The sequence below is a fragment of the Paenibacillus marchantiophytorum genome (assembly GCF_014640555.1).
Taxonomy (GTDB): domain Bacteria; phylum Bacillota; class Bacilli; order Paenibacillales; family NBRC-103111; genus Paenibacillus_E; species Paenibacillus_E marchantiophytorum.
Map to the genome: position 1 here is coordinate 18,381 of NZ_BMHE01000041.1, position 19,673 is coordinate 38,053.

Sequence of the window (19,673 nt, forward strand, 5' to 3'; positions counted from 1 at the left end):
TGAGATCAATAGAGCGGGACGGTGCAATATGCGGTTGAAAAGTAAAAGAGTCGGTCTTATGATGCTCTCGGCAGTTATCTTGTCCCTCTCGGCAGCGGCATTCATGGTGTATGCGGCTAATGACAGTTGGGAAGACCATGCGTCGACGAGTTGGTACAATGAGGATTACAAGACCTTTACCATCGATACGGAAGAGAAACTTGCCGGTGTGGCCAAGCTGGTTAACAACGGCGTGACAGATTTTGATAAAAAGGTGCTGGAAGTTAGTGCTCACTTAGACTTGTCAGCTCATAAATGGGAGCCGGTCGGAAGCGCTAGCCATCCGTTTCGCGGAACGTTGGTGGGAAAAGCCGGGCAGATGATGAATCTGTCCGGTCTTACGATCGCCAGCAGCAGTAAGCAAGCTGGGCTTTTCGGCTACCTAAGCGGAGCTACAGTTGGAGGCTTCCACGTGCTGGGCAATATTCAAATCAACAGCACGGAAGGCGTCCAAGTCGGTGCCATTGCCGGATTCATGGATCAAAACAGCATCGTGTATAACATACGAAATGAAGCATCGATCCGTGTTGCTTCGACCAAAGAAGCTTATGTCGGCGGTGTTGTGGGCGCTGGCTCCGGCGAGTTGTCCGACATTGTCAATCAGGCTGGCGTTACGCTGACCGGTTCCACAACGGGAGTTGTTGGCGGTATCGCAGCAGCCTCAACAGGCGGCTCAGGCCTTTCGCTGAAGAAAGTTGAAAATACAGGCGCGGTAACGGTGACAGGCAGCGTATATCAAGCGAATGTGGGCGGTATTATTGGCTTGGCGAACGCTTCGCTTTCTATGAAGGATCAAAATACACTTATCACCAACAGCGCTCTAATCACGGCAACGAATAACACGAGCAGCGTGATCGGCGGTATTGTGGGCCGAGTGGAGTCCGGGGCGGTTGTGACTTTTTCCAATCTGACTTCGAACAAGGGGAATATCACGGTGTTGGCACCCGGATCGAAGGGGTCATTTGTCGGAGGACTCGTTGGGTCCTTCGAACATGATATGCTGCTGGACGTTCCTTTCACGCAAACAGGCACCATCACCAATCAAGCGGGATCATCCATCTTCACTGGTGGCGTAAGCGGGATTGTCTATGGCGACTTCACGTTGGGACAAAACTTCGCGAACGCCGTTCCTATCATCGTTAACGGGGATAGTGAACTGTATACAGGCGGGATTGTCGGGAAAGCGGGAGGAACAGTTACATTTACCAATGCGGTTCAAAATAAGGCGTCCCTGCAAGTATCGGGGACCAGGGATCAGGTATTCACGGGCGGCCTTGTAGGCTTCGCAGGCAACCGATTCTTCTTGAACAGCACGGTTAAAGACGCTTATATAAACAGCGGGCAGATCACAGTGTCCGGCGCTTCGGAGATATACACAGGCGGTATCGTTGCGAATAAAGCGTATGTAAAGGCAGCGAATAACGTGCTCAGCAAGGGTGATATTGCAGTCACTGGGGCGCAAAAGCTGTACACAGGCGGTTTCGTTGGGATTGTATCCGGCAGCGATACGAGTATGAGCAGCGAATCATTCAGCAATAAAATAACGGTCACAGCCTCCTCCTTAGGAGAAGACAGTGCTGTGTATACAGGTGGTATCATAGGATACTACGGTGTGAACGGAACAATAACGAGTCCGGCATTTGCGGGACAGCTGACGGTGACAGGCGGCAAGGGCGCCAATACCGGAGGAGCAGTCGGTTATGTAAGCGGCGGGACGATCACGGGAGCGACGATCGGCGGCACAAGCGCAAGCTTCGCCAAGTTGGTTTCCGACGGTCGCATCGGTGGTATCGCAGGTTATTTGGATGGAACCGCGGCGGCGTCCAGTGTCCGATTTACAGCTATTCAATCGAACGGAGCCAGCGGTTTCGCGGGAGGCGCAGCTGGTCAAGCCAAAGGTACGATGACGGGCGTGACGGTCGGCTTGGCAGAAGCGGAGAATAGTGACTCAGCTGCGATCAGAGTCACAGCAGGGAACACGGCAGCTGGCGGTATTGTCGGCGCAGATGACGGGGCGCTCTTGATCGCTAACAGCACGGTGAACAAGATGACCATAACTGCCGAGAGTGGTGCAGATCATGTCCGAATCGGCGGTGTGGCAGGAGTCGCTTCCGCAAGTGTTACTAGCGGGCAAGCGATCGTCGTTCATAACGTTGCGCTTGCAACCCAAGGAGCGGAAAGCCTGGTTGGTGGCGCCGTAGGCGACAACAGCGCACTGCTGACAGGACTCGTGGTCAACAACGGAACTATCGAGACACGGGGAGCCGCCAGCGCGATCGGCGGCATCGCCGGATTTACGCGAGGGGATATCTTGAACCCGCGGGTGTATGCAGAAGAAGGCGGTATATTGAAATTTACCGCGAATGGCAAGGACTCCACGGTCGGAGGTATCGTTGGCATCGCGGAAGATAGTGTTATCAGAGGCAATGGTCAAGACGGCAATGTGACAGGCGTTGCGATTACGACTTCGAGTACGGCCAGTGGCGCTCAAGTTGGCGGTATCGTAGGACGCAGCAACAAGACGTCGCTTCAAAACATCGTCGCCGAAAGTCCTGTACTCACCGTTTACGGTGTTGGTACACAGGCTGGCGGATTGGCAGGTCAGATGAAGGACGCGTCGATTACACAGTCCTATGCGCTAGGCGTTCTGCCTGACTATATGCTGCTAAGTGTTTATGGCAGTGATTCACACGCAGGCGGTTTGGTGGGTCAGGCTGAGCGAATTAGTGTGACAGGCAACGCTGCGAAGAACAATGTGGAGAACTTGTCGCTCGTTGTTGACAGTCTTGCGAGCGGAGTACACGCAGGTGGATTTGTTGGAACGAATATCGAGAGTAAAATTGAAAAGGTATTCGGCGCATTCATCAGCCTGACGCCCAAAGGTCAGAGGTCCGTCGTTGGCGGAATGACAGGCTATAACAAAGGCGCAGAGACAGCGGTGCTGAATCTAAACTTCATTGAGTCACTGGCTATTAATGCTGCGGGCACAGCCGTCTCTTCAACGATTGGCGGGATGATCGGTCTCAATGACGCAAGAAGCGGGCAAGCCGATGCGGCTGCGATTGAGAAGGCCGTCAGCACGGTGCAAAACAGCCGTGTTTTGGGCAAAATAATCGTCCATGCGCAGTCCGCGATTACGGGCGGTATGATCGGCGAGAATCGCAGCATTTTGGCCAATAACAGCATTGCCGAGAAACTTCCGGTCACCTCAGACGGGAACAACGGTGTTGTTGGCGGTCTGGTTGGCCGAAATACAGGAACGATCTATTATACGTATTCCAATGCACTTCTAAGCGTCAGCGGCGCATCAACGGTCGCGGGAGGACTTGCCGGAGAAAACAACGGTAACGTTATTGCTTCCTATATTGAAACCGACCTGACTGGCAATGCTGTCGGGACGAGCGGGAATTATGCGCTCCTAGGCGGTTTGGTCGGCAAAAATAGCGGCACTGTAGACAAGAGTTTTACAGCAGCTAAAGTAACGGCGAATGGTGCATACACGTATGTCGGCGGTTTGATTGGCGGAAATACGGGTACGATGATCAACACCTATTCCGCGAAAGAGATCACGGCAAATGCCAAAGATGCTTATGCGGGAGGCTTAATTGGTCTAATGAAGGCAGGCAGTGTCAAAGGCAGTTATTCCGCTGGTCAGGTGAATGGCCGCAATGGGGCATTGGCTGGGGGCTTTGCAGGTTATTACGACAATGTGAGCCGAGATCTCATCGACAATTCGTATTATGTGAAGGATGCAAAGCTGGCGATCAACAGCGATCATCTTGATTTTGGCGGCGGAACCTACGACGAACTGAAGGCGAGTTCGCGTCTCAGTCCGATTCTTGCGGCTTCTCTCGCGAACCGGGAGACGTTCCCTGTTGAATCCAAGTGGACCTTCAGCGATACGGCATGGCGGTTTGGTTCTTTGAATGCCGTCTACCAATACCCTGAACTTAATTTGAGCGCCAACACCGGAGGCACACCGGGCGGTTCGAATGGGGGAAGCGGCAACGAGGTTAACATGAACATCAATTGGTATACCAAAAAACCATCCGCCTTACGCTTTGTCATCCAAACCGAAGCCGATCTGGCGGGGTTGGCGGGGATTGTGAATGGCACGATTACGGGGATGGAGCCGTTCGATTTCAAAGGCCGGGAAATTGATCTGACAGCGCCGATTCGTCTGCAATCCAATCAATGGGTACCTATTGGCAATAAGGAACAGACTGCGTTCGAAGGATTATTTAGAGGCAATCACTTGTTGATTAGCGGACTTCAGGTCACAGCCAACTCGTATGCCGGATTGTTTGGTGTTATCGGACAGTACGCAACTGTGCAGGATATGAGAATAGAGCCTATCTCCGTCGAGGGGAATCAGTATGTCGGTGCTCTGGCTGGCTATAACAAAGGCATTGTTTCACAAATTCAAGTGACATTACCCAAACAAGCCAAATTGGCTAACGGGACCTTCGTCGGCGGCTTGGCAGGAGTCAATGCAGGCTCGATTGCGCAAGCATCTGTACAAGGTTCGATGATCGGAAATGGGACAGCGCTCGGCGGTATCGCCGGTAATAATTTGTCGGCAGCTTCGATTACGCAAAGTTTCTCCTACTCGGATCTATTGGTCAGCTCTGGTGCGCCACATGCAGGCGGTATTGCCGGCGAGAACCATGGGATGATTGCAGACAGCTACAATTCGGGAACGGTCACGGCAAGCGGGATGACCATTGCCAGAGCAGGCGGCATCGTCGGTTATGGACCGGAAGGCTCCATCGAAGATTCGATGAACAGCGGACAAATCTCCGCTAACATCAATGGCGCCCTAGCCAAAGGCAAAACATTCTTTGGTGGCATTGCAGGACAGTTGGGTCAGCGAGCGACGCTTCGCAACAACATCTTCGATGAACAGATGCTTCAGCTGAAAACGGCTTATTACAGCGAAGCGGGCAATCGGATACCGACAGAAGTGAACAAAGCGACAGCGATGAAAACGGCGAACCTTGTCCAAACAGATTTGCCTGCTGGGCTTGATCGCTCTGTTTGGAAAGCGAAGGCAGGGTACTACCCGCAATTAGCCGTATTTAATGGTACGACCGAAAGCGATCTGTCGACTGCCGCGGTTATTTTGAATGCAGATGATACCGCATATCGTGCTGTCAGATACTACTATACGCAAACTTGGGACCCGACCTTGAACTGGGCGACCCAAACGAGCAGTGAACAAACGCTCTTGACGGTGTCCAAGAACGGCAAAAACAGGACGATCGCCATCAACAAGAAGCCGGTTTTGTATGCGGAGACCGCTGCAAAGCCGACGGGCACCGACACAGCGGATTTCAAAGATAAATTTGATGTGACGCTTGCAACGACGGAGCCTGACGGTATCATCTACTATACGGTGGACGGCTGGGATCCGACAGTAAACTCACTCGTGTATGGGCAGTCTATAACACTGGATCGTACAACAACGATCAAAGCTATCACTTTTGTTGAGGGGAAAAACAATAGCGAAATTTTCGCGGCTACCTACAAGAAAATGATAACTGGCGGTGGTGGCGGTGGCGGCTTCTTCCCGCCGGCCGGCACGACGGTTGAGGTGCTTGTCAACGGCAAAGCGGAGTCGGCTGGCAGCGAAACGACTTCAGTGAACGGATCCGTTATCACGTCAACGATTGTTCTTAACGAGCAAGTGTTAGCCAAGCTGCTGGAGCAGCAAGGCGAGAAATCGGAAATTAAGGTTCAGTTCGCCAATCGCGCTGACATCACGATCGGCGAACTGAGCGCCGACTTCATCAAGAAGATGGAGAGCAAGAAAGCTACTCTTATCGTGGACACAGGGAAGGCTAGCTACAGCATTCCGGCGCAGCAATTCAATGTGAAGGCCATCGCCGAGAAACTCGGGCCGAGTGCTGCGTTGAAAGATATCAAAGTGCGCATTGAAATGCGCGCCGCTGCACCAGAGCTGGCGAAGCGGCTTCAAAGCTCTGCAGCAGCAGGTGGATACACATTGCTGACTTCCCCAGTAAGCTTCAAAGCGACTTATACGTATGGTGAAAATACTTATGAAGTCGGCAGTTTTGACACTTACGTGGAGAGGGCGATTATCTTGCCTGACGAAGCGGCAGCAAGCAAGCTGTCTACGGTCATTGTCGTGGATCAGGATGGCACCGTTCGTCATGTCCCTACCCAGATCCGGCAGGTGGGCGGTAAAAGTTATGCAATCATCCGCACGCTGGCAAGTAGCGGCATGTACGCTCTGATTGCCAATCCCACATCATTCGCTGATGTCGCGGCACACTGGGCCAAAGATACAATTAATGATATGGGCGCTCGCTTGATTCTAGGCGGCGTTAGCGCTGAATTATTTGAGCCGGACCGTGATATCACCCGCGCTGAATTCGCCACCATTATGGTGAAAGCATTGGGGCTCAAAGCGAACGCGGGGAACATGCCATTTGGCGATGTCCATGATTCGGACTGGTACGCTCCTTATATCCAGGCTGCCCAGCAGCATGGCCTTATTTCCGGGTATGAAGACGGCACATTTGGCTCCATGGATGTTATTTCCCGCGAGCAGGCCATGACGATTATGGCGAGAGCCATGCAGCTCACAGGATTGGGAGCGACACTTGCAACCAGCGAAACAGATCAACTGCTGGCAGGTTTTGCAGATGCATCAGGTGCTGCTGAGTATGCAAGATCAGGCATAGCCGCGAGCTTGAAAATGGGGCTCGTCTCCGGCCGAGCAGAGGCCGAGCTTGCTCCCAGCGCCAACATGACGCGCGCAGAAGTCGCCGCCATCATCCAAAGATTATTGCAGAAGTCCGGCTTGATTTGATTAACACGACACCGGATTTCTCCTATTGATACTGTGTTCCTCCAAATTGAAACCGAGTTACTCCCATGAAACGGGGTAACTTCCATTCGTTTGGGGTTACTCCCACTCATACCAATTCGTCTAGTTGCACTTAAGTATAAGTTTACACGCAAAATGGCCGTCAGGATCTTCCTGACGGTTTTTCTTGTGTTTGTATGTTTTGGAGTGAAAGAGGAGTTAGCTCAGCTGCCTCGCGCGGGGAACTACAGTGGGCTATTATAGCCAAAAGTGTCATTATCGCGGGGTTGGGAACTACAGTGGGCTATTTTGCTGTTTCACGGGAAATTCAGCGTTTTTTGTGAAAATAAGACCCTGTAGTTCCGCTACGACCCTCGTATCCCTACTATTTGCCTAACTTGAGTCCTGTAGTTTCCTTAACAGGATTTCCTGAAAGAATTAGTCGCTTTAGAGGCTCAACTCTCAGGGCGGCGAAGCCGTTTTTTCTTTTAATCCCTGCACCATTGGCTTCATATCCTGCTCCACTTTGCTTAACTCCGCAAAGGTGGCTGTCTATATGGCCATGGAACGAAAGCGGAGGCCCTTTACGAACTCAATGAACCCTAATCGATCAAAATGGTTCAATTAAAAAAGCTAACGCATTCCAGATGCGTTAATTCAGACAAATGATCATCATTCCGCCTATAAGCTGCTCGATAACGCCAATTCAGTTCATTAGATCGCCAAAGTAGCCATTTTCTCGTGTATAAGCATCATGCAGTTCATTAGAATAACGGATTGTTGGTGAGGTGGCTCGGCTCAACTCTCAGGGCGGCGAAGCCGTTTTTTCTTTTATTCCTGCACCATTGGCTTCATATCCTGCTCCCTTGGCTTAAATCCGCAAAGGTGGCAGTCTATATGGCCAATGGATCTAGTGGGGAGGCCCCTTACGAACTCTATACCCCTTATTCGATCAAAATGGGTCAATTAAAAAGCTAAAGCATTCCAGATGCGTTATTTCAGACAAATGATTATCATTCCGCCTATAAGCTGCTCGATAACGCCAATTCAGTTCATTAGATCGCCAAAGTAGCCATTTTCTCGTGTATAAGCATCATACAGTTCATTAGAATGACGGATTGACGGTGAGGTGGCTCGGTGGTATTTGGCTCAGCCTGTAACGCTGTTTTACAGCGTTACAGAACCAACATTGGCCTGAGGCAGCACAGTAAGGTTGAAATTCAACCTTAACTTGCCTGGTATGTCATTCACAGTGCTCTTTCTTTAACTGTAACGCTGTTTTACAGCGTTACAGCTCCCACTTCGACCGCAGGCAGCACAGTAAGGTTGAATTTCAATCTTAACCTGCCTCACTTTCAATCCCAGATACTCAGCTCGCCAAGGCTGCGCCAAGGCTGCGCCAAGGCTGCGCGGGGAACGTGGCGGGAATGATTATGTGAGAATTTTGAGAGAAGACATTGGTAGAATTAGAAGCAAGATCCATATAGACCGATGTAAAGGGGAATCCGAACATGGGAAACAGAATTATCATTGTCGATGATGCTGCTTTTATGAGAGCGATATTAAAGGATGTCCTCATCTCCCTTGGTTATGAGGTTGCGGGAGAAGCCAGCAATGGACAGGAAGCGGTCCAATTGTACAAGCGAATTAAGCCGGACTTGGTGACGATGGATATTACGATGCCGGAGATGGATGGAATTACAGCGTTGAAGGAGATCATCAGCTACAATCCGGAGGCAAGAGTTATCATGTGCTCGGCCATGGGGCAGCAGAAAATGGTCGTTGACTCCATTCAAGCGGGGGCCAAAGATTTCGTAGTGAAACCGTACAATAAAGAGCGGATTGCTGAAGCAGTCGAGCGTATCCTCATTTCAGAATCAAGATAATTTGCTGTTTAAAGAAGTCACGGGGATGACGATCAATCATTCGATAATCCGACTTCGCAGGCAAGAAGCAGCCCGGCTGTTGAAGGACCCCGCCATCAAAATCTACGAAATCTGCGACTGGATCGGGTACACCGATCAGGATCATTTTCGGGAAAACTTGAAAGAAACAATACGGCTTGACGCCGATCGAGTATTGCAACAAATTTTGATGAGGAACGGTGTGGCGAGGTAAGGAACTTCTTCCAACTAATATTTGACAATGATAATCATTATCACTTAAAATAGGATTATGATGATTCAGCGATCCATCCCGGATGGATTTCGGTTTAGAAGGAGTTGAGCTTGTGCTGCAACGTTCGCAAAAAGATGACAAAAATGATAATGACAATTTTCTGTTTCACTTTTCCTCCATTAAAATTCTAAAAAATGAAACATTGGTGGCAGCTCCTTTGGGAAGCGGCGTATTCCTTAAACATAAAGACGGCGATTGGCAGGGCGTGCGTCACGGTTTGCCGGAAGGGGTTCATGTGAATCGGCTCATCGTACAAGAGTCACAGCTTTTCGCCTGTGCGAATAAAGGGTTGTTTAAGTTCGATTTGGAAAGTGAGCGTTGGCATGATACCGAACTCGCTATCGGCTGCTACCAGTACAAGGATTATTTCGGAGTCTCGTGGGCAGCTACGCCTTATGGTTTGTGGAGCCGCAGTCATCATGGCTGGCAGAAAGCGGCTTATACGCATGTTAAAGTTTATGATTTTCTGATGTATCCACAGTATTTTATCCTTGCCATAGAGTCCGGTGTTGCCATCTATGATCGATTGATCAATGAGTGGATGGACTTCCCGATTGGGCAAGGAGTAACTGGCCTTGCGATCTATCAAGGGCACATTCTCGGCGTCACAGAAGACGGTGCTTTACTGCATGGGGACAAAAAGGGCGGCTTCGAGCAAATCCGCTTTCCCCATCTATTTCTGTTCTCAATCGTTACCAAAGGCACGGAAGTCTTCGTTTGTACAGACCGCGGCTTATACCGTGTCGGCTACATCCGCAATCAAGTCACCCTAATTTCAGTGCGGCTTGGCTGCCCAGTAACGGACATCGACTGCAACGCTGAAAGCTTGTACATGGCTACGTTGTTTCAGGGCATTCAGCGGATGGAGCGGGACAGCTAACGGCTGGACACGTCGCATATTGGTAGGGGCTCCCCTTTTTGGGGGGCTTTTTGTGGTTCTTTTCCGCAGCCATAAACTCTCTCTATGCCAAACGGCGATTATTCCGATTTCATTTATGCCAAAGAAGCGTTTAGAATCATGGATAGAGCTACAACAATCGTAGATTAGGAGATGCGCATATGGCTGGCAACACATTTGGTGAGAGATTTCAAATTATGACGTACGGTGAATCGCACGGAGAAGCCGTCGGAGTCATTATAGATGGCGTGACGCCGGGCGTTGAGATCGATGAGGCTTATATTCAGGTGCAGATGGATAGAAGGAAACCAGGACAATCGTCCGTCACTTCGCCTCGTAAGGAATATGACAAAATCCATATCATTTCGGGCGTATTTGAAGGCCGTACAACGGGAACGCCGTTATCCATTATTTTGTACAATACGGACATGAGACCTGAAGCGTATACGGATATTCAACATGCTTTCCGTCCGGGTCATGCCGACTTTACGTATTTGAAGAAATACGGGTTGCGCGACCATCGGGGAAGCGGCAGAGCTTCAGGCAGGGAAACGGCGTCCAGAGTTGCGGCGGGTGCTGTCGCACGTAAGCTGCTAGAGCGTAGAGGCGTCTCTATTGTTGCCTATACAACCGAGATCGGTGGCATACAGTGCCGTGATTTTATAGAGGATGTTATTGAGACTAACCCTGTTAGGGCCTGTGATCCGGAAGCTGCGGTTAAAATGGTCGAGAAAATTGAAGCCTTGGCACAGGCTGGCGACAGCTGCGGCGGCATTGTAGAATGCCGAATCCGGGGTGTCGATCCGGGGCTCGGAGAGCCGGCTTTTGATAAGCTTGATGCCGAATTAGCCAAAGCGATGCTGTCCATCGGTGCGATCAAGGGGATCGAATTTGGAGCGGGCTTTGCTGCGGCGAGCATGCTGGGCAGCGAACATAATGATCAGATGAATGCAGAAGGGTTCAGCAGCAATCATGCGGGTGGGATCATTGGCGGCATCAGCACGGGCGCCGAAATCGTATTCCGTGTCGTAGTCAAACCGACATCCTCCATCTCCGTGCCGCAGAACACAATGAACGTGAAGGGCGAGGAACAAGTTATTGTGACCACAGGACGGCATGATCCTTGTATTTGTCCGAGAGTCGTGCCCGTGATCGAAGCGATGGCCTGTCTTGTTATCGAGGATCATTATAAGCGTCAGGCTGCTATGCTGTATTGATTGTCGTAAAGTAGGTACTGCCGGATAGACTCCCCAAATGAAAGCAGGTATAGCAGAAATCCCGCGTCTTCAACTATTGGAGAGGCGGTTTTTTTCTATATGGAGGTGTAGGATAAGCTTCATCCTATTCGCCAAAGAAGCCGCCAATTCACTGTCTGAGCAACCAATAGAAGTTTCCCTAAGACTCCTAATTCACTCATCTCTCGCTAATTTCCCTATTTCCTCCCATTTGACGAAATTGATAGAGTTAGAAGGAGCTTTACATGTATGATGGTAAGTACTAGGAGGTGAATCATGCTAGGTGCAGTGATCGGTGATGTTATTGGTTCTGTGTTTGAGTGGCATAATGTTAAGTCAACTGAATTTCAGTTGTACGATAGGTTCACACGATTTACGGATGATACAGTGTTGACAGTAGCAATAGCCGATGCTGTTTTGAATAAGACAAAGCGAAGCAACAGGCTATTGGATTACTATGCAAGTAAGCGGCTATACGCTTATAAACTTAGGCAATACGCAAAATGGTACCCAAACGCTGGCTATGGACAAAAGTTCGAGGAATGGGCGTCGAGCAGCGACCCCAAGCCGTATCGCAGCTATGGCAATGGATCTGCTATGAGAGTGAGCCCGATCGGATTCGCTTTTAACACGCTGGAGGAAGTTCTGCGGGAAGCGAGGAGATCTGCGCTTGTAACGCATAATCATCGACAAGGCATTTTCGGTGCTCAGGCCGTGGCAAGTGCTGTTTTCTTGGCAAGGAACAATAGGCCAAAGGCAGAAATCCAAGCCTTTATCCAGCAGAAATTCAAGTATAATCTGACACGAAAATTGGATGATATCAGGCCGAAATACGCTTTTGATCCAAGCTGCCAAGGATCCGTGCCGCAGGCGATTATCGCTTTTTTGGAGTCGACGGATTTCGAAGATGCGATCCGCAAAGCGATATCAATTGGAGGAGACAGCGACACAATCGCCTGTATAACAGGAGGCATTGCTCATGCTTTTTATAAAGAAATTCCGAAAGAGATAGTGTCGGAAGTGATGCTAAAGCTGGATCTCAAGCTAAGGCAGATCATTGAATTGTTTCAGGATAGATACAATATTCCAATCTAAAGTCGCCTCAGCTAAGGAGTCAACCGCCCATTCCGATACTCCTTAGGGGACATCAAGTACTGCTGCTTGAACACATTGGTGAAATAATTCGGTTCATCGAAGCCAATGGCGCAGGCGATTTCGAATATTTTCATATCGGTATTGCGCAGTAGGATGGCCGCTTTGTCCATGCGGACGCGAGTGACGAAGCGGGTGAAGCTTTCTCCCGTTGATTTCTTGAATAGCACGCTGAAATAGCTGGCATTCAGATGAATATGAGCAGCGACATCGGTTAACCTGCATTCCTCGTTGTAATGTTCTTCGATGTATTTGACGGCACGTTCGATTAGATTGACATTCTTGGAAGCTTGCCAGTTGTTGAAAAGATGCAAGAAGTTCGCCACTTGCTCACTGGCCCAGCGGAGCACTTCCTCGGCGGTCCAATGGGTTTGGGGCATGTCGCTGGGAATGCGCGCGAGCAGGTTTTTCTCATCCGGGTCAAACTGCTTCTGAATCGTGCCGAGCAGCGCGATGGAGAGGGAGAGCGCCTGGATTTTCATGTCATCGAGCGTGATAGCGGAAAGCTCTACCAGCATGCGATCGAGCAGTTGAGGAAGGCTTTCTTCGTGTCCGACTAGAATGGCCGACATGAGTTGGACCTCCAGCTCCTGCACTTTGGACTGGTTCAGCGACAAGGTCATACCGGAGCCAATGCTGCTGGCGTCCCTGTCGCTTCCTGCTGATGCGCTGCCAGAGATGGCGCTGGCGCCACTGCCTAAGGCGATTACCTTAAACTTCACATAGCGCTCAGCAAGCGGTTTGTCGCTCGAGGCTTCGCCCATTGACAGCAGCTTAATGCTGATTTTCAAATATTCCAGCGAGGCCTGTTGAATCGCTTCCTGCAAATGTTCATGGATGCCATGCTGCTCCGTGACGAGCACAAAACTATCATGTTCCACGAGCAGAAGGCGGGCATCCAGCCCTGCGCCCTTGAGCAGCTCCTCCACAATATTCGAGAGGGCGAACTGGATTAAACGCATATCGTTTTTTTCGTAGTTTTTGCTCGCCAAATCCTGTTGATTCATCTGCAGCAGCCATAAATTCTTGCCATCCAGAAGGCTAGCAAGGCTTTTCTCAGCATTGCCGCCAGCGGCATACGGCAGATTAAGTAGTGCTGCGCGGAGCTCCTGATTCTGCTGAAGCTTGTGCTCACCAAGACGCTGCTGCTGCCGGGTATATTTTTCATAGAACCGCTCGGATGCCTTGCTCATAACCTGTCTGACATCCTGCTCGGTGCATGGCTTTATTAACAGATCGAGTGCTCCAAGCCGGACAGCCGCTTGTGCGTATTCAAAGTTTTTGTAGGCTGTCAAAATAATTACGATCAGCTCCGGATGGCTCTGCCGCAGATGCCCAACGAACTCGATACCATCCATGATGGGCATGCGAATATCGGTCAGCACTAGATCCGGCTGCACCTGCTCGATTAACGCAAGCGCATCTTGACCGTTGCTGGCCTCGCCAACCACCGTCCAGCCTTGTTGGCCGTCTTCGAACATTTTTCGCAGTCCTTTGCGGAAATTGGGCTGATCTTCCACGATCAGCACTTTACCCTTCAACATAGGTGAGACCTCCATTCTCCATGGTGATATACGGCAAAATAAGACGCATCGTCGTTCCACTGTCCACAACACTTATGATTTCCAACCGATAAGGTTGACCGTAGACTAGCTCAATTCTTCGAACAACGCTTCGCACCCCAAGGCTTTCACGCCCATCAGAACGCTGCGGTAATGCAGCGCCTTTCACTCCGAGCAATCGCGCAATCGCGGATTCATCCATGCCGCAGCCATTATCCGTCACATCAATTTCCAGAAATCCATCCACATTGCGAGCTCTAATGACTAGCACTTTGTGGGCAATTTTGTTGCGGAATCCATGCACGAACACATTTTCAACAAGCGGTTGTAGCAGGAAACGCATGATTTCACAATCCAGGATATCCTCATCCGCTTGAATGATGGTCTCCAAATTCGCTTCAAACAGTTCCGTTTGCAGCTTCAAATAATTGCGCATCTGCTGCAATTCTTCTCTGACGCTGGTTGGTGTTCGGACCGGCATTAACGAGTATTTGAGCATTTCGGATATCGCTGCAATCAAGGAAGCGGTCTCTTTCTCATTTTGCAAATAGAGCTTCCAGTAAATTTCATTGAACATATTATGCAGAAAATGCGGGTTCAGCTGCGCTTGCAGCGCCTGAAGCTCGGCTTCCCGTTCGCTTAGCTGGGTCAGATAGACTTCTTTAATCAGGCGGCCAACTTGTTCGGCCATGGCATTGAAGCTCTCGCCGATGTAGGCGAGCTCATCTTTCGTACGGATTTCGATACGTGCTTCGAAGTCGCCGGAACGCACTTTACGAAGTCCAAGCAGCAGATCTTTAAGTGGCCGCAATAGATTTCCTGTGGACAACACAATCAGGATGCTTGTAAGCAGAATGCTGATTAAACCGGAATATACGATCTTTTGGGAGAGAACTTTATTTTTAACGCGGATTTCCGCTAGTGAAGTTCCGCTTACCAGCTTAAACGCGGTTGCCTTCGACTCACCTTGAACGAATAAATGGTTGTCCATGACTTCAGTTTGCTTGAGGTTGACCAACAGTTGTTGTTTCTCAGCCAAATTCTCAGAAATATTGCTGTATAAAAGTTCATTGTTGTTATTAAACAAGTAAACTTCGCCTGTACCGTCTTTCGTTAATTCCTTCAGCGAGCCGGAGAAAAATGATTCGTCCATCGCCATAACGAGCACACCGTAAGTGTTCAGCGTACTATTTTTCATATAACGGGCGACGATAATCGTTTGTCGGTAGCCGCTGGGCTCAACGGCGCTCGGCAAGGCCATGCTGGTCCAAACTAGATTGCCGTACGTATCGCTAAGCTTGGAACGTATGACTTGAAACACTTGATCACTTAAATTATTAATGGTGGAGGTCGTGTAGCTGAAGTAAGAAGGATTGCCGTTTAGATCATAGAGATACATCCCGGTTATGTAAGGGGCATCCGATTTGATTTGGAAAATCTGTTCTTCGATCTGCTTTTTGTCATAATACAAATTGAAAGCGTCTGCATCTTCGGCCGAATTGATGCGTTTAATGACCTGTTCAATCTGCGGATTAAACACGATGGTTTGGGAGATGCGGATGATCTCCTGAACTTTAAGCTCCATTTTGGCCAAAGCTTCCTCATTGGTGCGAGAGAACTGCTTGCTGATCTCTTCTTCAAACAGTTTCAGGTTGTATTGATAGGTCAAATAACCGGTGATCCCAAAGGACAAAAGTATGATGGTAGACAAGCTTAGGATAAGTTTTACGCGAAAGCTTCGGTTGATTCCAAGCAAGGCTTGCAGCCAATTCGGCATCGTAATGACCTCGGTTTCAATCATTTTTAGGATAAATAGGGGAACACAGATGAGTTATTTACTCCCTAAAGAATAACACAAAAAATAAAGATTGCGATGGAAATAAATATGGTATATCATCGGATTAAGCGCTTAACCCACAAAGATTAAGCGCTTTACCTTACCTTTGAGGGGGAGAAAGCCATTCATACGATACGTCTTACCATGGCCCAAGCATTGCTTCGCTTTCTGGATCAACAGTACATCTCAGTCGATGGGCATGAAACGAAATTTGTTCGGGGCGTCATGGGCATTTTTGGTCATGGCAATGTGACCGGCATCGGGGAAGCCTTGGAACGCAGCGCAGGGAATCTGACTTACATACAGGGGAAAAATGAACAGGGCATGGTGCACGCGGCGGCGGCATTTGCCAAGCAAAAGAACCGCCAGCAAATTTACGCTTGCACAAGCTCCATCGGGCCAGGCGCGTTGAACATGCTGACAGCCGCTGCGACGGCAACCGTCAATCGGATTCCGGTGCTGCTACTGCCGGGGGATAATTTTGCTTCCAGACAGCCGGACCCGGTTCTGCAGCAGTTGGAAGTCGCAGGAGACTACAGCCTGTCTGCCAATGATCCTTTCAAGGCCGTCAGCAAATACTGGGACCGCATCGTGCGTCCCGAGCAGTTGATGACGGCGGCGTATCAAGCGATGCGTGTGCTTACCGATCCAGCGGAAACAGGAGCTGTTACACTAGCGCTTCCGCAGGATGTGCAGGCTGAGGCTTATGATTACCCGGAAGCCTTTTTTGCCAAGCACGTGCACTATATAGATCGGCGGCCTCCAGCCAGAGAAGCTGTGAACCGTGCGGTGGATTTGATGCTCGGGAAGAAGCGGCCGCTAATCATCGCCGGCGGCGGTGTCCTCTATGCCGATGCAACGAAGGAATTGGCTGAGTTCGCTGAGGCATTCCACATCCCGGTAGCCGAGACGCAGGCAGGCAAAAGCTCGCTGCCATGGAACCATCCGCTGCATGTCGGGGCGATCGGTGTGACAGGATCTCGCGCAGCGAACATCCTCGCGCGAGAAGCTGATCTGATCATCGGCGTCGGGACGCGTTACTCTGATTTTACAACGGCATCCAAATCAGCTTTTGCTCATCCGGATGCGCAGTTTATCAATATCAACATCAGCGGCTTCGATGCATCCAAATTAAACGGCATCGGCATCACCGCAGATGCCAAAGAAACGCTAGGCACCTTATTCCACGCGCTGTCCGCTCATTACTATGAGAGCGGTTACGAAAGCGGGTATGTGGAGCATTTGAAAGCGCAGTGGGAGCAGGAGGTCGATCGTCTGTATGCCACTGAGCACGCCGAAGGCATGGCGCAAACGCGCGCGCTTGGCGTGATCAACCAAACCATTGATCCCTCAGCAGTTGTCGTTTGTGCAGCCGGAAGTCTCCCGGGCGATCTCCACCGATTATGGCGATCAACCGAGCCCAAAACGTATCACATGGAATATGGCTTTTCCTGCATGGGATACGAAGTAAGCGGTGCTTTTGGCGTGGCGCTGGCTGATCCCCATCGCGAGGCGTACGCCATCGTCGGAGATGGAAGCTATTTGATGCTTCACTCCGAGCTGCTGACCAGCTTGCAGGAAGGCCGCAAAATCACGATTTTGCTGTTCGATAATCACGGCTTCCAGTGTATTCACAACCTGCAAAGAGGCCACGGCAGCGATGGCTTCGGCAATGAATTCCGCTATCGCGAAGCGGCGACGGGCAAGCTGACAGGCAGCTACATGCCGATCGACTTTACGGCGCATGCCCGCAGTTTGGGAGCGAAGGCTTACAAAGCAGGCACGCCTGAAGAACTTAGGGAAGCGCTGCTGAAAGCGAAGGAAGAGACCGTGACGACCTTGATTGAAATTCCGGTCGTGCCGGGAACGAACACGGATGGCTATGAATCCTGGTGGCAAGTTGGCGTGCCAGAGGTGTCCGAGAGCGAAAAGGTGCTTAAAGCGCATGAAGAAATGAAGAACCGCATTCAAGCGGCCAAACCTATTTAACCAACAAAGGGGATTTTAACGATGACAGGGCTTCCATTCAAGCTGGGCGTGCACCCGATTAATTGGGTGGGCGAAGATGTTAAGGAGCATGGCGCGGATACAACCTATGAACAAATTTTAGATGATATAGCAGCACTTGGGCTTGCAGGCACCGAGATGGGGCGCAAATATCCAACAGACATTCCCGTGTTAAAAGAAGAACTCGCGAAGCGGGGCATTCAGCTCGTTTCGCAGTGGAAATCGGTGCTTTTCTCCGATCCTGCCTACCGCGACGAGGAGCTTGCCGCTTATCGCAAGCATGCGCAGTTTCTCCAAGAAATGGGCAGCACGGTCATCAGCACCGCGGAAGTGGGGGGCTCGCTCCATTTTGACCCGCGCCGGACGCCTAACGAGAAGGAAGTTCTTCGTCTGGATGAGGCAGGCTGGCAGAGCTTGGCTGAAGGACTTAACCTTGCTGGGGCCATCGCGCAGGAATATGGACTCAAGCTGACCTATCATCATCATGGCGGCACAGTGATAGAAAGCCCGGAGGAAATCGACAAGCTGATGGCAATGACGGATCCCGTGCTCGTGCATTTGCTTTTCGACACGGGCCATGCCTACTACGGCGGAGCAGATCCGCTAACCGTGCTGCGCAAGCATTACAACCGCATCGCGTACATTCATTTGAAGGATATTCGCCAAGCGGTGCTGGATGAAGCGAGAGCCGAGAACGTGGACTTTGTGACCTGTATTCGAAAAGGCGTGTTCACCGTTCCTGGCGATGGCTGCCTTGATTTTGGGCCGATTTTCCAAGAGCTGCTGGAGCGGAAATATGAAGGATGGGCGATGCTGGAAGGCGAGCAAGACCCGGCGACACACCCCGCTTACGAATATGCACAGAATGCACTTCATTATATCCAATCTCTTATTTCCCAAGAAAGAAGGTAAATGTTCGATGACCTACGTGACTTTTCCGCAAGATAAACCACTTGATTTTGTCGCTATTGGCAGGCTTTGCATTGATTTGAACGCCAACGAAATTCACCGTCCCATGGAAGAGACGATGACATTTACGAAGTATGTCGGAGGCTCTCCGGCCAACATCACGATCGGGATGGCGAGACTTGGCCTGCAAACGGCTTTTATCGGCAAAATCGCCAATGACCAAATGGGCCGCTTCATCGAGGATTACTTGCAGCGCAATCGGATCGAGACGACGAATGTCGTGACCGATCAAACCGGAGCTGTCACAGGGCTTGCTTTTACCGAGATCAAAAGTCCCACCGATTGCAGTATTCTGATGTATCGCGACAATGCGGCCGATCTGCTGCTTACCCCTGCGGAGGTTCAGGAATCGCTGATCGCTCAGGCGAAGGTGCTGCTGATCTCCGGGACGGCGCTTGCACAAAGCCCTTCGCGTGAAGCGGTATTCCAAGCCCTCAGCTATGCGAAGAAGCATGGCGCTGTGATCGTATTTGATTTGGATTATCGCCCCTATACGTGGAAATCAGCGGAAGAAACAGCGACTTACTACAACTTGGCGGCTGAGAAATGCGATATTATCCTCGGCACGCGCGAAGAATTCGACATGATGGAACGTTTCGAGACAAACCCAGAGAAGGATGATCGGATTACAGCGGCCAAATGGTTCGACTATTCGGCCAAGATCGTCATCATCAAACACGGCAAAGAGGGTTCCATTGCCTATACGCCTGACGGTGTCGGCCACCGTGCCAAGAGCTTCCCGGCTAAAGTTGTGAAGACGTTTGGAGCTGGAGATTCGTACGCGGCAGGCTTTATTTATGGCGTTATGCAAGGTTGGACGATTGAAAAAAGTATGGAATACGGCAGCGCAGCCGCTTGTATCGTCATTTCCAGCCACAGCTGCTCGGATGCTATGCCAACGGCTGCACAGGTGGATGATTATATCGAACGCTGCAACCGCGGCGAGATTACAGCTTCATAATTG

11 protein-coding genes are annotated in these 19,673 nt (G+C 50.4%); 9 read left to right on the forward strand and 2 right to left on the reverse strand.

What is annotated here, in order from left to right; translation table 11 throughout:
* Positions 1-28 precede the first annotated feature (28 nt).
* From IEY34_RS27225 to IEY34_RS27250, 6 genes are all read left to right on the forward strand, one after another.
* Positions 29-6,874, forward strand: coding sequence for an S-layer homology domain-containing protein (locus IEY34_RS27225; RefSeq protein WP_189017866.1), 6,846 nt, complete (start codon positions 29-31; stop codon positions 6,872-6,874).
* Between the two features lie 1,508 nt (positions 6,875-8,382).
* The gene (locus IEY34_RS27230; protein ID WP_189017869.1) at positions 8,383-8,757 is read left to right on the forward strand and encodes a response regulator; all 375 of its coding nucleotides are present in this window, start codon (positions 8,383-8,385) and stop codon (positions 8,755-8,757) included.
* Between the two features lies 1 nt (position 8,758).
* Positions 8,759-8,989 (forward strand): helix-turn-helix domain-containing protein, encoded by a 231-nt coding sequence (locus IEY34_RS27235; RefSeq protein WP_268240187.1) that lies wholly within the window; start codon positions 8,759-8,761, stop codon positions 8,987-8,989.
* 112 nt (positions 8,990-9,101) lie between these two features.
* The gene (locus IEY34_RS27240) at positions 9,102-9,929 is read left to right on the forward strand and encodes a hypothetical protein (RefSeq protein WP_189017874.1); all 828 of its coding nucleotides are present in this window, start codon (positions 9,102-9,104) and stop codon (positions 9,927-9,929) included.
* Positions 9,930-10,108: 179 nt separating this feature from the next.
* Positions 10,109-11,164, forward strand: a complete 1,056-nt coding sequence (aroC, locus tag IEY34_RS27245; protein ID WP_189017877.1) for a chorismate synthase — start codon at positions 10,109-10,111, stop codon at positions 11,162-11,164.
* Between the two features lie 294 nt (positions 11,165-11,458).
* Complete coding sequence (locus tag IEY34_RS27250) at positions 11,459-12,277, forward strand: ADP-ribosylglycohydrolase family protein (protein ID WP_189017880.1); 819 nt, start codon at positions 11,459-11,461, stop codon at positions 12,275-12,277.
* Positions 12,278-12,288: 11 nt separating this feature from the next.
* On the opposite strand, the gene IEY34_RS27255 is transcribed toward IEY34_RS27250, so the two are convergent.
* Positions 12,289-13,878 carry a response regulator transcription factor gene (locus tag IEY34_RS27255; RefSeq protein ID WP_189017883.1) on the reverse strand — a complete coding sequence of 530 codons (1,590 nt, stop codon included), beginning with the start codon at positions 13,876-13,878 and terminating at the stop codon, positions 12,289-12,291.
* Entirely contained in the window at positions 13,865-15,673 is a 1,809-nt protein-coding gene (locus IEY34_RS27260; RefSeq protein ID WP_189017886.1) for a cache domain-containing sensor histidine kinase, read from the reverse strand. The genes IEY34_RS27255 and IEY34_RS27260 overlap by 14 nt, the downstream gene beginning before the upstream one ends.
* Before the next feature lie 183 nt (positions 15,674-15,856).
* On the opposite strand from IEY34_RS27260, the gene iolD reads away from it, so the two are divergent.
* Genes iolD through iolC form a run of 3 tightly spaced genes read left to right on the forward strand, consistent with a single transcriptional unit; the run spans position 15,857 to position 19,670 of the window.
* Positions 15,857-17,722, forward strand: coding sequence for a 3D-(3,5/4)-trihydroxycyclohexane-1,2-dione acylhydrolase (decyclizing) (gene iolD, locus IEY34_RS27265; RefSeq protein ID WP_189017954.1), 1,866 nt, complete (start codon positions 15,857-15,859; stop codon positions 17,720-17,722).
* 21 nt (positions 17,723-17,743) lie between these two features.
* Positions 17,744-18,652, forward strand: coding sequence for a myo-inosose-2 dehydratase (gene iolE / locus IEY34_RS27270; protein WP_189017889.1), 909 nt, complete (start codon positions 17,744-17,746; stop codon positions 18,650-18,652).
* 7 nt (positions 18,653-18,659) lie between these two features.
* Positions 18,660-19,670: a 5-dehydro-2-deoxygluconokinase gene (gene iolC / locus IEY34_RS27275; protein ID WP_189017892.1), complete on the forward strand. Its 1,011-nt coding sequence runs from the start codon at positions 18,660-18,662 to the stop codon at positions 19,668-19,670.
* The last annotated feature ends 3 nt before the right edge of the window (positions 19,671-19,673 follow it).

Bases quoted from the DNA above. Each gene is read 5' to 3' on its own strand.
- IEY34_RS27225 (WP_189017866.1), top strand. From the start codon at position 29: ATGCGGTTGAAAAGTAAAAGAGTCGGTCTTATGATGCTCTCGGCAGTT.
- IEY34_RS27230 (WP_189017869.1), top strand. From the start codon at position 8,383: ATGGGAAACAGAATTATCATTGTCGATGATGCTGCTTTTATGAGAGCG.
- aroC (WP_189017877.1), top strand. From the start codon at position 10,109: ATGGCTGGCAACACATTTGGTGAGAGATTTCAAATTATGACGTACGGT.
- IEY34_RS27250 (WP_189017880.1), top strand. From the start codon at position 11,459: ATGCTAGGTGCAGTGATCGGTGATGTTATTGGTTCTGTGTTTGAGTGG.
- IEY34_RS27255 (WP_189017883.1), bottom strand. From the start codon at position 13,878: ATGTTGAAGGGTAAAGTGCTGATCGTGGAAGATCAGCCCAATTTCCGC.
- IEY34_RS27260 (WP_189017886.1), bottom strand. From the start codon at position 15,673: ATGCCGAATTGGCTGCAAGCCTTGCTTGGAATCAACCGAAGCTTTCGC.
- iolE (WP_189017889.1), top strand. From the start codon at position 17,744: ATGACAGGGCTTCCATTCAAGCTGGGCGTGCACCCGATTAATTGGGTG.
- iolC (WP_189017892.1), top strand. From the start codon at position 18,660: ATGACCTACGTGACTTTTCCGCAAGATAAACCACTTGATTTTGTCGCT.